The sequence below is a fragment of the Desulfoluna sp. HI9BLuna genome (genome assembly GCF_056829775.1).
This window is the reverse complement of record NZ_CP186555.1, coordinates 229,222-242,646: the sequence shown is the minus strand read 5'-3', so window position 1 is coordinate 242,646 and position 13,425 is coordinate 229,222. Positions and strand designations below refer to the sequence as shown.

Here is a 13,425-nt window from a genome sequence, read left to right as displayed (position 1 = left end):
TTGCGATGGCCCGGGAACAACCAGACCGGGTGACGGCGGGGTCCGGGGCATCCATAGGTATCCAATCCTTGAGCCGTGATCCCTGGATAAGGGGCTCCTCGGCAAAAGAATTGATGAGTCCCGGGACGGCAATGTTCCGCAGGACATGAACTTCAGTTAAAGATAGGGGTGATTGGTCACTTGTCAAGGGCGGTTTGTGAAGGGGCGCCCTTAACCCGGGCATTTCACGAGTCGAAGGATCTGATAACGGTGAGGATGGGTGTCCCCTTATTGATTCGGTCTGGCGTTTCCCATGAAATACCCGGGCTACATTACATATCCCCGAACAGGTATTGGACGATGGAGAGGGCAGCCAGGGGGGCCGTCTCTGCCCGGAGGATGCGCGTGCCGAGTCCGGCAATGAGGCACCCCGCTTCCCTGGCCAGCTCGGCCTCTTCCGCGGTAAATCCTCCCTCGGGGCCGATGATCAGGGTGATGTCGGTGATGCCGGTCGTGTCCATGGCGCCCAGTTCTTTAAAGGAGACCTGGGCCTCTTCCCAGAAGAAGAGCTTCAGGGTGTGGGGGCCGGAGGGCAGCCCTTCAAGCAGGGTTTTCAGCTCGGTGGTGCGGCAGATGGCAGGGGCCGTTGTGCGTCCGCACTGCTTGACGGCTTCTCCGGCGATCTTTTCCCATCGGGCTTCGCGTTTTTCCAGCTTGTCCCCTTTGGGACGGGCCACCACGCGGCTGGAAAAGAAGGCCTGAAAGGCCGCCATGCCCAGTTCGGTCAGGTGGCGCACCAGGTCGTCCATCTTTTTCTCTTTTAAAAAGGCCTGGCAGAGGGTGATGGACGGTGCGGAGGAGGGGGTCTCCTGCCGGGAGGCGGAGAGGGTGACGGAGACGCTTTGTTCCCGGATTTCGTCGATGACGGCATCGTACTCTCCACCCTGGCCGTCAAGGAGGATGACGGTGTTCCCGGGCTTCAGCCGGAGTACCCGCGTCATGTGACGCGCTTCGTCTCCTGTGATGGTGCCGTGGGTGTCCGTGATGTCCTCTTTGTTGATGAAAAAGCGTCTCATGGGCTTGTTGTGTTCCTTTTTTCTCGGGAAAATAGTGGGCGCGATCCGCAGGGGTCAGCGGCCGGATATGCGCATTGTTACTGTCTGTAGTAACTGTTCGCCGGGGCCGGGAAGCACCCCCGGCCGGTATCTTTCGGTAAATAACATCTTGACAACCTCATTTCCATAGATTAATTCTTCACGAAGTTTTATCGCTAAAAGTGACGGAAGGCGACACGCGCCTTTCGCATGTGAAACGTACAGATAATCGGCAAAGAGAAAAAAAATGATTCGATTTTTCAGCGCATTTTATTATTTTTATTACTGGTATCACATCGGTGTACCCAGGCATGCGCTGAACCACACACACTTGTAAGCGTAAAACAGCCGTGGGTAGACCAACACAAGGTCCCACGGCACTCCAGATCAGCAAAAAAGAAGCACCCAGGCCGTGGAAGATACCTTTCACGGCCTTTTTTTATGCTTCAAACCCTCGGGCGCCTCTTGTGAGAGGGGCCATTCGCTGAAGGAGAACACCATGAGCAGCATCGGCAAGATGATTCGTTTTGAACGGATTTTCAACAGAACCACCGGCCGTACCATCATCGTCCCCATGGATCATGGGACCACCGTGGGCCCCATCAAAGGGGTCATCGACATGAAATCCACCATTCAGAAGGTCGCCAACGGAGGCGCCAACGCCATTGTGGAGCACAAGGGCCTTGTGGCCGAAGGGCTCCGGGGCACCGGCCCCGACATCGGCCTGATTATCCACCTCTCCGCCTCCACCTGTCTTTCCCCCTTTCCCAACGCAAAAACCCTGGTCTGCAGTGTTGAAGAAGCCATCAAGCTCGGGGCCGACGCCGTCTCTCTCCACCTGAACCTGGGGGACGCCGACGAAAAGGAGATGCTCCACGACTTCGGCCGGGTCAGCGCCGATTGCCGAACCTGGGGATTGCCCCTCCTGGCCATGTGCTACGCCCGCGGCGAAAAGATTACCAACAGCTACGATGTGAATTTCGTCAAGCATGCGGCACGGGTGGGCGGTGAACTGGGGGCGGACATCGTCAAGGTAAACTACACGGGAAGCCCGGAGAGTTTCCGTGAGGTCACCGAGGGGTGCAACGTGCCCGTGGTCATCGCCGGGGGCGAAACCATGGATTCCGACCGGGAGATCCTGGAGATGGTCAAGGGATCCATCGACGCGGGCGGTGCCGGTATCTCCATCGGCCGCAACGTGTTCCAGCATCGCGACCCGGAAAACCTCGTCAAGGCCATGCACATGATCATCCATCAGGACCTCTCCGTGGATGAGGCACTGGATCACCTGGAGTCCATGGCTTAAGGGCGTCGGCTTAGGGATGACCCGCTGCCAACGCCTAATTCGCAGGGCTATCCTGCAAGGGTATTGATATTTTATATCTTCCTGAAACGGAATGTATGCATTTAAACATGAAGGACGGTTTGATGATGAGAAAAATATGGGTAAAAGCAGACCCCTGGGACAAAGAACTGGTGCTCACAGCCTTGGAGTCAGGTGCTGACGGGATCATGGTCCCCGACGGATGCTCGGAAAAGATCAAAGAGCTGGGACGCGTCACCACCATCTGCGCCGACGGCGACCTGGTCCCCGGCAAGGACGTGGAGATCTTCACCATCACCAGCGGTGACGACGAGGAGGCCATCTGCCGCCTTGCCGCCCAGAAGCTGGTGATCCTGGAATGCACGGACTGGACCATCATCCCCCTGGAGAACCTCATCGCCAAGGGCGCGGACGTGGCGGCCCTGGTGCACTCCTTTGACGAGGCCCAGCTGGCCTTCGGCATCCTGGAAAAAGGGGTGAAGCAGGTGATGCTCGACACCCGGGATCCCATGGAGCTGAAAAAGACCCTGGAGCTTCTCAAGGGCGAGACCGGGAGCCTCTCCCTGGTGGAGGCCGAGGTCATCGACGTGAAGAACATCGGCATGGGCGATCGCGTCTGTGTGGACACCTGCCTGAACATGGAGAAAGGCCAGGGTATGCTGGTGGGCAATTCAAGCAGCGCCCTGTTTCTGGTCCATGCCGAGACCGTCTCCAACCCCTATGTGGCGCCGAGGCCCTTCAGGGTTAACGCCGGTGCAGTGCATGCCTACACCCGTGTTCCCGGCGGGCGCACCCGGTACCTGAGCGAGCTGGAGGCCGGTGATGAGGTGGAGATCGTCAACCACGACGGCTCCGTTTCAAGCGCCGTGGTGGGACGACTGAAAATCGAGAAACGCCCCATGCTCCTTATCAAGGCGCGTATCGGGGACAAGGGTGTTGCCACCATCGTCCAGAACGCCGAGACCATTCGCCTGACCTCCCCCGAGGGTGAGCCCGTATCCGTGGTGTCCCTTGCACCGGGGGATCGCGTGTTGGCCTACCATGAAGAGGGCGGTCGCCATTTCGGTCACAAGGTCGACGAAACCATTACGGAGAAGTAACCACCATGGAAAAGCCTCACCCCGATGGGGACTCCTTTGAAAAAGAGCTGGCCGGTCTGCGGGAGAAAATCGACGGCATCGACACCCAGATCGTGGCCCTCATCAACCAGCGGCTGGGCGTGAGCGCGGCCGTGGGGGAGCTGAAGCGCCGTTACGACAGCAAGGTCCTGGACCGGTCCCGGGAATCCCTGATCATGGACCGCATCTGCCGCCTCAACGAGGGACCGGTGGACGACACCGTGCTTCAATACATTTTCAGCGTCATCATGGCGGCGTCCAGGGAGCTCCAGAAGCCCCTGACCATCGCGTACCTGGGGCCGGAGGCCACCCACAGCCACCTGGCGGCCCTCAACCACTTTCGCCATTCGGGGCGCTTTGCCCCCTACCGCAACATCGCTGAAATCTTCGCGGAAGTGGAGCGCGGAGGCTGCCAGTACGGGGTGGTGCCCGTTGAAAACTCCATTGAAGGGGCGGTGACCCATACCCAGGACCTGCTTTTTGAGTCAGAGGTCACCATCACGGCGGAGTATTATCAGACCATCAGCCACGACCTTCTCTCCCTTTGGGGGAACCTCGATGAGGTGGAGGTGGTCTATTCCCATCCCCAGCCCTTTGCCCAGTGTCGGAGCTGGCTCCAGCGGAACCTGCCCGACGTGGTGCTGGAGGAGTGCAGCAGCACGGCCCAGGCCGCTTTGAAGGCGGCGGCCAACCCCAAATCCGCGGCCATCGCCAGCTCCAAGGCGGCCCAGGTCTACGGCCTGCGGGTGGTGGAGTCCAAGATCGAGGACTCTTCCAGGAACGAAACCCGGTTCCTCGTCCTGGGCAAAGAAGAGCAGGGCCCCACAGGGGACGACAAGACCTCGGTGATGTTCGTGACCTCCCATATTCCAGGCGCCCTGTTTACCACCCTGGAGCCGGTGGCCGACGCCGGGCTCAACATGGTGAAGCTGGAGTCCCGGCCCACCAAGCGGGAAAACTGGAGCTACTTTTTTATCATGGACATCGAAGGCCACAAAGACGACGCCAGGGTGAAGCGGGTGCTGGCCACCATGAAGGGGCTTTGCCTTTATCTCAAGGTCCTTGGCTCCTACGCCAAAGGGGCCCACGGCGGGTACCGCAGCGCCGATGAAAGCTCCCTGGAGGTGTGATGGCCATGGGAATCGATGCAAAAACGCAGCTCTTCGGGGTGTTTGGGAATCCCGTTACCCACAGCCTGGGGCCGGCCATTCACAATGCCGCCTTTGACGCCCTGGGGGTGAACGCCGTCTACCTTGCCTTCGGTCTGGATGAGGCCAAAGGGGCGGCTTTAGCCATGCGGCACCTGAACATGGGCGGGGCAAGCGTCACCATTCCCCATAAGACCGAGGTGATGGCCCATCTGGACGAGGTGGACGACACCGCCCGGAAGATCGGGGCGGTGAATACCATCGTTAATCGCGACGGCAGGCTTGTGGGGTTCAACACGGACGCGGAAGGGGCCATGCGGGCCCTGGAGACCAGGGGGGCCATCGCCGGGAAAAAGGTGGCCCTCATCGGCGCCGGAGGCGCTGCCCGTGCCGTTGGGTACGGCATCGTGCAGAGGGGCGGTTCCCTTGTGATCGCCAACCGCGGTGAAGAGAAGGGGCAGGCCCTGGCCCGGGACCTTGGCGCCGGGTTTACCGCCCTTGACCACCTGGACCTGGCCGGGGTGGATATTCTGATCAACGCCACCTCCGTGGGCATGGTGCCCCGCACCGAGGCGATGCCCGTATCCGTGGAGGGCCTGACCTCCCGGACCCTGGTCATGGACATCGTGTACAACCCTCTGGAGACAGCCCTTCTGGCTGCGGCCCGGGCCAAAGGGTGCCCCACGGTGGACGGCACGGCCATGTTTGTCTTCCAGGCCGTTGCCCAGTGTGAACTCTGGACAGGCCAAACAGCCCCGGTGGAGCTGATGCGGCGTACCGTGCTGGAGGCCTTGGGCCATTAATGGTGAGTGGTGGGTCGAGTTACCGACGGCTCAGGAGCCCATGAACAGATTGAGCGTGATGCGGATGCAATGCGCAGACAAAAGAGGCAGACCATGAGAGAGATTACGCCCGGCATGGGCAGAGATAAGGTTGAGGTGACCCTTCCGGGGTCCAAGAGTTACTCCCACCGGCTGCTCATTGCAGCGGCCCTGGCAGATGGAACGAGCCGGATTACAGGCCTTTTGCGAAGCGAGGACACCCTGTTGACCCGTGACGCCTTAAGGGCCTTCGGCGCGGTGATAGAAGACGATGGGGAGGCCATGGTGGTCACCGGCACCGGCGGCAGGCTGAAAGCCTGTGCCGAGCCCATCTACCTGGCCAACTCCGGAACGTCCATGCGGCTGCTTACGGGCATCGCCGCCCTGGGTGAGGGGGAGACGGTGCTTACCGGCACCAAGCGCATGGGGGAGCGGCCCATTGAGGACCTCTTGGTGGCCATGCGCCAGGCCGGGGTCCCGGCCCAGTGCGTGAACCCCACCGATTGCCCGCCCGTAAAAGTAACGGGGGGGCATTTTGAGGGCGGCAAGGTGACCCTGGACTGCCGCATCAGCAGCCAGTTCCTCTCCTCCCTGCTCCTTGCCGGGCCCTATGCCCCGAAGGGGATCGAGGTGACGGTGGCAGGTGAGCTGGTCTCCAGGCCCTACGTGGAGATCACCCTGGACATCATGGGCCGCTTCGGCGTCGAGGTGACCCACGACGACTTCAAGGTGTTTAAAGTGGCGCCCAACCAGAGCTACCGTCCCGGAGCCTACCACTGCGAGCCCGACGGCTCCAACGCCAGTTACTTCTGGGCGGCTGCGGCCGTGACCGGCAAGAGCGTCAAGGTGATGAACGTCACCAAAAAATCCCGCCAGGGGGACGTGGCCCTTGTGGACGTTCTGGAGAAGATGGGCTGCACCGTCACCCACGAGGAGGACGGCACCACGGTCACCGGGGGCGAGCTTTCCGCCGTCACCGTGGACATGGCCCTGATGCCCGATGTGGTGCCCACCCTGGCCGTGGTGGCGGCCCACGCCAAAGGCACCACGGTCATCGAGAACGTGGCCCACCTGCGTGAGAAAGAGTGCGACCGTCTGGGCTGCGTGGCCACCGAACTCCGAAAAATGGGCATCGACGCCGTGGCAAAGGAGAGCAGCCTGGAGATCACCGGCGGCACCCTGACAGGCTCCGACGTGGAGACCTACGATGACCACCGCATGGCCATGAGCTTTTCCGTGGCAGGCCTCACCACCCCGGGGGTTCGTATCCTGGATCCCGGTTGCGTCAAGAAGTCCTTCCCCACCTATTGGGATGTGTTCGAGACCTTGCAGTAAACATTGGTGCCAAGAGACAGCGAGGCAATACGCCATGGGAAACAACATCTACCTGACAGGGTATCGCTGCACGGGAAAGACCACCGTGGGCAGGATTCTGGCCGAGCGCATGCACCGGCATGTCGTGGATACCGACGGGTTTATCGTCGGCTATGCCGGGGCCAGCGTGGATGAGATTGTACAAAGGGATGGCTGGGAGGGTTTCCGAAAGCTGGAACGGTTTGCTCTAAGGCAGGTGGCGGGCGGGGATAAGGCGGTGGTGGCCACCGGGGGCGGGATTGTTTTAAGCCCTGAAAACCGGCGCCTCATGCGCGAGTCCGGTGTGGTGATCTGGCTGAAAGCCCGCGTCCGCACCCTGGCCCGGCGCATCACCGACGATGAGACCACGGCGTCGCAGCGGCCCTCCCTCACCGGAGGGGAGGTGGCAGATGAGATCGCCTCGGTCCTTGCGGAACGGGAACCCCTGTACCGGGAGGCCGCCCACATCATCATCGATACCGACGGCATGTCCCCGGACGAGGTGGCCGAAGAGATCCTGCGACAGGTGAAAGAGGCGTAAGGCAAGCATCCGGCGGCGAGGTGTGCCACCTCGAAAGCCGTTCGTATCTATTTTGATTTGTAACTGTTCAGTTGCCTCCGGCGGGTCGCTTTTTCGAAAAAAAGCTCCGCAAAAAACGTTTCTAAGAAAATGTCGGAATTGCTTCGGCGGAGCCTATGAATGATCACTTGAAACCTGTTTATCAAACTTTTTAAAAGTTTGGCCCCCGGCAGGGCCGCCGGAGGCTTTTTTGATTTGAATAGCTACTTTGATTTTTGACCCGGGCGATGCCCGACGCGAGTGGGAACCCATTTGCATACCAGGGAGAGAGATATATGGCAGGCAACACCCTTGGCGGTTTGTTTCGCATAACCACATGGGGAGAATCCCATGGAGAGGCCGTGGGCGTGGTCATCGACGGCGCCCCGGCAGGCATTCCCTTTACCGAGGAGCATGTCCAGGCGTGGCTCGATCGACGAAAACCCGGAGGGGCCAAGACCAGTACCTCCCGAAAGGAGCCGGATCGGGCGAGGATCCTTTCCGGGACCTTTGAAGGCAAGACCACGGGCACTCCGGTCTCCATCATGGTGGCCAACAAGGATGCCCGGTCAAGTTCCTACGCCGATATCATGGATCTCTACCGGCCCGGCCACGGGGACATCACCTACGACGCCAAATACGGAATCCGGGATTACCGGGGCGGTGGACGGGCTTCGGCCCGGGAGACCGTGGGCCGGGTTGCAGCAGCGGCCCTGGCAGGGGAGATCCTGGCCGCCGCAGGGATCTCCGTACGTGCCGCCACCATTGAACTGGGCGGGGTGCGGGCCCTGAAGCGCGATTACGGGACCATGGCGGAAAACCCTTACCTCTGTCCCGATGCCGAGGCTGCCGAGGCCATGGACGCCCGGGTGGACGAGGTGAGGCGGAAGGGCGATTCCCTGGGTGGCGTGGTTGAGATCATCGCCGACGGGGTTCCGGCAGGCCTTGGGGAGCCGGTGTTTGAAAAGCTCGATGCGGCCCTGGCAGGGGCCCTCATGGGCATCGGCGCCGTCAAGGGGGTGGAGATCGGGGACGGTTTTGACGCGGCCCGACTTACGGGCTCTGAAAACAACGATCCCATCACCCCGGACGGGTTTGCCTCCAATCACGCCGGGGGCGTTCTGGCAGGGATCTCCAGCGGGGCACCTTTGGTGATGCGCGTGGCGGTGAAGCCCATCCCGTCTATCACGCGGGAGCAGGAGACCATCAACACCCGTGGGGAGGCCACTACCATCCGCACACGCGGCCGCCACGACGTGGCAGCCGTTCCCCGGGTGAACGTGGTGTGCGAAGCCATGGTGGCCCTGGTTCTGGTGGATCATTTCTTAAGGCAGAGGGCGGTGTCATGGAACAGGTAACCCTTGGGATCGTCGGCGGCAAGGGGGGCATGGGACGGCTCTTTGACGCCTGGTTTGTGAGGCGGGGCCATCGGGTGCTCCTGGCCGATGTGGACACAACCACCACGGCCGAGGAGCTGACGCGTCGTTGCGACCTTATCATGATCGCCACGCCCATGGACGTGGCCCCTGCCGTGGCCGAAGCGCTGGGACCTCGCATGTCCAGGGAGCAGGGCCTTTTCGACATCTGTTCCCTCAAAGAAGAGATCACCGGTGCCATGCTTTCGGCCACCTCCTGCGAGGTGGTGGGGACCCACCCCATGTTTGGGCCCCATACCGACGGGGTCGTCGGGCAGAACATCATCCTCACCCCGGGGCGAGGGGAGCGGTGGCTAACGTTTCTTGAAGGTGAGTTTTCAGCGGGCGGGGCCCACGTGTCGCGCATGGCCGCCGAAGACCATGACCGGGCCATGGCCCTGGCCCAGGGGCTGACCCACGTGGTGACCATTGCCATGGGACGGACCCTTCAAAAATTGGGGGTTACCCCGGATGACGCCCAGCCCTATGCCACGCCCATCTTTAAGCTGAAAAACGACCTCATCGGGCGTCTTTTTGCCCAGGACCCGGACCTGTATGCAGCCATGGTGGGAGACAATCCTTACGTGGGCGAGATGGTGGAGGCCTTCGGGGGCGCCCTGGCCGAGACCGCACGGGAGATGGTGGGAGCCGAACGGGGCGGGGCCCTGGACTATATGGCGGAGATCCGGTCCTTTTTAGGGCCCAGTTGCGAGGCGGGCCTTGAGGAATCCAATAAAATCCTGAAATCCATGGTCTGACCCGTTCACCTCCTTTGCGGGTACACATGAATCAGCTGCATTTTTCCTCGTTGTTTTGGGGTGATGCAGCTGTTTTGCGTTGAGGGCACAGGGCTTATAAATGGAAGGCAATTGAGGAATTGGGTTGATAATGTTACCGCGAGAGGCTAACATAAGTTTGCTTCTATAAACCGCGTTTCGACCTGCTCAACCCACTTTCCATGGAGGACCCATGACCGAGACCACCTATCAGGATAAACCGTGGCTCAGCAGTTACGGGGAGGGTGTCCCCTTCCAGGTGAACTATGAAGAGATCTTCCTTACCGATTTTCTGGAGCGCTCCGTAAAGGAGTTCCCGGACAATCCGGCCCTCAATTTCCAAGGATTCAGGCTCTCTTACCGGGAGACGGATCGGATGGTCAAATCCGTGGCCGCGTGGTTGAAGTCCATCGGCGTTGAGAAGGGTGATCGCGTTGCGATTCTGCTCCCCAACGTTCTTCCCTGTCTGGTTGCCTACTACGCCATTATGCGGGTGGGGGCCATCTGTGTGATGAACAACCCCCTGTACACCGACCGGGAGCTGCTCCACCAGTTCAACGATTCCGGGGCGCGGGTCCTCTTTACCCTGGATCTCCTGGCCGATCGCATGACGGCCTTGCGCAGCAAGACCTCCATCAAGGAGATCGTCTACACCTCCATCGGCGATTACCTTCCCTTTCCCAAGAACCTTCTTTTTCCCCTGGTGGGAAAACGCAAAAAACTGGCTGCGGACGTGGCGCCGGCCCCGGACGTGATAAAGTGGAAAGAGATGGTGGCGGCCAACGCCCCCACGGAATTTCGCGAGGCGTTGGACCTGGACGATGTGGCCATGTTTCAGTACACGGGGGGGACCACCGGCGCGGCCAAGGGGGTCATGCTTACCCACCGAAACCTCTCGTTTCAGATCCAGCAGGCCAGCGTCTGGTTCTCCGAGTTCGAAAGGGGAGGGGAGTGCTGCATCGCCGCCCTGCCGTGGTTTCATATTTTCGGGCTTACCTGCGCCATGAACTACCCTGTCTCCATGGGGTGGGAGATGGTGATGGTACCCAAGCCCCAGGGGCCACAGCTTCTGGAGACCATTCGTAAATTCAGGCCCACCTATGCGCCCCTTGTTCCCACCATGTACATCGGCATGCTCAACGATCCGGCCATTGATCGCACCGATTTAAGCTCCATCAAGGGATGCTTTTCCGGCAGTGCGCCCCTTCCTTTGGAGGTGACCAAGGAGTTCGAGAGGCGTTCCGGTTCGGTGATCGTGGAGGGCTTCGGCATGACCGAATCCAGCCCGGTGACCCACATGAACCCCTTCAGCGGCGGCAAGCGGAAGGTGGGCAGTGTCGGCATTCCCGCGCCGGACACCGAAGCCCGGGTGGTGGACCTTGCCGATGGAGAGACCGACATGCCCGTTGGCGAGATTGGTGAGCTGTTCGTGCGGGGTCCCCAGGTGATGAAGGGCTACCACAACCGCCCCGACGCCACGGCCGAGTCCCTCACCGACGGCTGGCTGCACACCGGCGACATCGCCCGCATGGACGAGGAAGGGTATTTTTTTATTGTGGACCGCAAAAAAGACATGATCCTCTCCGGCGGCTACAACGTCTACCCCAGGGATATCGACGAGGTCCTCTACGAACACCCCAAGGTGCAGGAAGCCTGCTCCATCGGGATTCCCCACAATCACCGGGGGGAGGCCGTGAAAGCCTTTGTGGTGCTCAAGGCAGGGGAGACCGCCACCGAGCAGGAGATGATCGAATTTTGCAGCGACAAGCTGGCCAAGTACAAATGGCCGGTGTCCGTGGAGTTCCGGGACTCCCTTCCCAAGTCCACGGTGGGCAAGATTTTGAGGAAGGATCTCCGGGAGGAAGAAGTGGCAAAAAGTGCTGAGGCAAAGGGAGCTTGATCCATTTTTCTCGCTGGTAACGCCGGTGATCCTGAAAGGGATCCATCAGGTTTCATGGGGCGTTAGGGGTCGTGAAAAATGTTTAATAAAAATAACTTGATAATGTGAATCCACAGATCGAATCCTGTTGACAGCGCTTCGCCACTCCCTTAATTCATACGCCTTGCGATGATGATTTTAACCCCAAGTGAGAAGAGTGGAGGACAGGGCGTGACCAGCAAGGTGACTTACCAGGGCAAACCGTGGTTGAGCAGCTACGAGACAGGCGTTCCCGAATTCATTGATTTTGAAGATATCTTTATTGCTGACTTTCTGGAACGCTCGGTTCGAAGGTTTCCGGACAACACCGCGTTGATCTTCCAGGGATTCAAGGTCTCGTACCGTGAACTCGACACCATGGTGCGGTCCATGGTGGCCTGCCTCCGGGGCATGGGGGTTAAAAAAGGGGACAGCGTGGCGATTCTTCTGCCCAACGTGATCCCCTGTGTGGTGGCCTATTATGCCATCATGCGCCTGGGGGCCGTGGCCGTCATGAACAACCCGTTGTACACGGATCGGGAGCTGACCCATCAGTTCAACGATTCCGGGGCCGTGCTCCTCATCACCCTTGACCTGCTGGCCGACCGCATGGTCTCCCTGCGGGAGCACACCGGCATCAAAAAGATCATCTACACCTCCATTGGCGACTACCTGCCGTTTCCCAAAAATATTCTCTTTCCCCTGGTGGGCAAGCGAAAGAAGATGGCTGCTTCCGTTGCCCCGGCCCCGGATGTGTACCGGTGGAAAGAGGTGCTGGCCACCCATGCACCATCTGATTTCCGTGAAGAACTCCACCTGGACGACGTGGCCATGTACCAGTACACCGGAGGCACCACCGGTGTTTCCAAAGGAGTCATGCTGACCCACCGGAACCAGAGTTATCAGGTACAGCAGCTCACCTCATGGTTTCGCGGGCTGACCCACGGGGAAGAGGTCTTTATCGGCGGGCTTCCCCTGTTCCATATCTTCGGGTTGACCACTGCCCTGAACTTTCCCGTGGCCATGGGGGCGGGTATTGTTCTGGTTCCCAAGCCCCAGGGAGCCCAGCTCCTCGAAGCCATTCGAAGGTTTCGTCCCACCTTTTCCCCTCTGGTTCCCACCATGTACATCAGCATGATGCATGATCCGGCCATTGAGAAGACCGACCTTTCCTGCATCAAGGGCCTTTTCTCCGGCAGCGCCCCCCTTCCCGTGGAGGTGATCCGTGAGTTTGAAATGCGCTCAGGGGCTGTCATCGCCGAAGGCTTCGGCATGACCGAGTCCAGCCCGGTGACCCATATCAATCCCTTTGACGGCGGACCCCGGAAAGCCGGCAGCATCGGGATTCCCATCAGCAACACCGACGCCCGTATCGTGGACCTTGCCGACGGAGTAACCGACGTACCGGTGGGGCAGGTTGGGGAGCTTGTCATCCGGGGGCCCCAGGTGATGAAAGGGTATCTGAACAACCCTGAGGCCACCGACGAGGCGCTGGCAGGGGACTGGCTCCACACAGGCGACATCGCCAGGATGGACGAGGACGGCTACTTCTCCATCGTGGACCGCAAGAAAGACATGATCATCTCCGGCGGCTACAATGTCTACCCCCGGGATATCGACGAGGTACTCTACGAACACCCCAAGGTCCAGGACGCCTGCTCCATCGGGGTTCCCCATGCGCACCGGGGAGAGGCCGTGAAGGCCTTTGTGGTGCTCAAAGAGGGGGAGACTGCCACCGAACAGGAGCTGATCGATTTTTGCAGCGGCAAGCTGGCCAAGTACAAGTGGCCCGTGGCCGTGGAATTTCGTGACGAACTCCCCAGGTCCACGGTGGGGAAAATCCTGCGAAAAGACCTTCGCCAGGAGGTTATGGGCCAGGCACCATCAGCCGGGGGAAATTGATCTTTGCCGAGGGACGAA

General features: G+C 60.2%; 11 protein-coding genes. 10 read left to right on the top strand and 1 reads right to left on the bottom strand.

Features of this window, described 5'->3' with window-relative positions:
- Positions 1-311: 311 nt before the first annotated feature.
- Positions 312-1,055, bottom strand: a complete 744-nt coding sequence (locus ACOYW0_RS00775; protein WP_482416697.1) for a 16S rRNA (uracil(1498)-N(3))-methyltransferase — start codon at positions 1,053-1,055, stop codon at positions 312-314.
- Positions 1,056-1,572: 517 nt separating this feature from the next.
- On the opposite strand from ACOYW0_RS00775, the gene ACOYW0_RS00770 reads away from it, so the two are divergent.
- The 10 genes from ACOYW0_RS00770 (at position 1,573) to ACOYW0_RS00725 (ending at position 13,407) form a co-directional block, all read left to right on the top strand.
- The gene (locus ACOYW0_RS00770; protein ID WP_180140989.1) at positions 1,573-2,379 is read left to right on the top strand and encodes a 2-amino-3,7-dideoxy-D-threo-hept-6-ulosonate synthase; all 807 of its coding nucleotides are present in this window, start codon (positions 1,573-1,575) and stop codon (positions 2,377-2,379) included.
- A gap of 122 nt (positions 2,380-2,501) precedes the next feature.
- Positions 2,502-3,497 carry a 3-dehydroquinate synthase II gene (locus tag ACOYW0_RS00765; RefSeq protein ID WP_482416696.1) on the top strand — a complete coding sequence of 332 codons (996 nt, stop codon included), beginning with the start codon at positions 2,502-2,504 and terminating at the stop codon, positions 3,495-3,497.
- Between the two features lie 5 nt (positions 3,498-3,502).
- Positions 3,503-4,645, top strand: a complete 1,143-nt coding sequence (gene pheA / locus ACOYW0_RS00760) for a prephenate dehydratase (RefSeq protein ID WP_482416695.1) — start codon at positions 3,503-3,505, stop codon at positions 4,643-4,645.
- A gap of 5 nt (positions 4,646-4,650) precedes the next feature.
- Complete coding sequence (locus ACOYW0_RS00755) at positions 4,651-5,466, top strand: shikimate dehydrogenase (protein ID WP_482416694.1); 816 nt, start codon at positions 4,651-4,653, stop codon at positions 5,464-5,466.
- Positions 5,467-5,559: 93 nt separating this feature from the next.
- Complete coding sequence (aroA, locus tag ACOYW0_RS00750; RefSeq protein ID WP_482416693.1) at positions 5,560-6,819, top strand: 3-phosphoshikimate 1-carboxyvinyltransferase; 1,260 nt, start codon at positions 5,560-5,562, stop codon at positions 6,817-6,819.
- A gap of 34 nt (positions 6,820-6,853) precedes the next feature.
- Positions 6,854-7,378 (top strand): shikimate kinase AroL, encoded by a 525-nt coding sequence (aroL, locus tag ACOYW0_RS00745; RefSeq protein ID WP_482416692.1) that lies wholly within the window; start codon positions 6,854-6,856, stop codon positions 7,376-7,378.
- 314 nt (positions 7,379-7,692) lie between these two features.
- The gene (aroC, locus tag ACOYW0_RS00740; RefSeq protein ID WP_482416691.1) at positions 7,693-8,754 is read left to right on the top strand and encodes a chorismate synthase; all 1,062 of its coding nucleotides are present in this window, start codon (positions 7,693-7,695) and stop codon (positions 8,752-8,754) included.
- Positions 8,742-9,569 (top strand): prephenate dehydrogenase/arogenate dehydrogenase family protein, encoded by an 828-nt coding sequence (locus ACOYW0_RS00735; RefSeq protein WP_482416690.1) that lies wholly within the window; start codon positions 8,742-8,744, stop codon positions 9,567-9,569. The genes aroC and ACOYW0_RS00735 overlap by 13 nt, the downstream gene beginning before the upstream one ends.
- Before the next feature lie 211 nt (positions 9,570-9,780).
- A complete protein-coding gene (locus ACOYW0_RS00730; protein ID WP_482416689.1) occupies positions 9,781-11,487 on the top strand; it encodes a long-chain-fatty-acid--CoA ligase in 1,707 nt (568 codons plus the stop codon).
- Between the two features lie 210 nt (positions 11,488-11,697).
- On the top strand, positions 11,698-13,407 hold the full coding sequence (locus tag ACOYW0_RS00725; protein ID WP_482416688.1) for a long-chain-fatty-acid--CoA ligase: 1,710 nt from the start codon (positions 11,698-11,700) through the stop codon (positions 13,405-13,407).
- Positions 13,408-13,425 lie beyond the last annotated feature (18 nt).

Coding starts and splice junctions, on each gene's coding strand:
- ACOYW0_RS00775 (WP_482416697.1), bottom strand. CDS start 1,055: ATGAGACGCTTTTTCATCAACAAAGAGGACATCACGGACACCCACGGC.
- ACOYW0_RS00770 (WP_180140989.1), top strand. CDS start 1,573: ATGAGCAGCATCGGCAAGATGATTCGTTTTGAACGGATTTTCAACAGA.
- ACOYW0_RS00765 (WP_482416696.1), top strand. CDS start 2,502: ATGATGAGAAAAATATGGGTAAAAGCAGACCCCTGGGACAAAGAACTG.
- pheA (WP_482416695.1), top strand. CDS start 3,503: ATGGAAAAGCCTCACCCCGATGGGGACTCCTTTGAAAAAGAGCTGGCC.
- ACOYW0_RS00755 (WP_482416694.1), top strand. CDS start 4,651: ATGGGAATCGATGCAAAAACGCAGCTCTTCGGGGTGTTTGGGAATCCC.
- aroA (WP_482416693.1), top strand. CDS start 5,560: ATGAGAGAGATTACGCCCGGCATGGGCAGAGATAAGGTTGAGGTGACC.
- aroL (WP_482416692.1), top strand. CDS start 6,854: ATGGGAAACAACATCTACCTGACAGGGTATCGCTGCACGGGAAAGACC.
- aroC (WP_482416691.1), top strand. CDS start 7,693: ATGGCAGGCAACACCCTTGGCGGTTTGTTTCGCATAACCACATGGGGA.
- ACOYW0_RS00735 (WP_482416690.1), top strand. CDS start 8,742: ATGGAACAGGTAACCCTTGGGATCGTCGGCGGCAAGGGGGGCATGGGA.
- ACOYW0_RS00730 (WP_482416689.1), top strand. CDS start 9,781: ATGACCGAGACCACCTATCAGGATAAACCGTGGCTCAGCAGTTACGGG.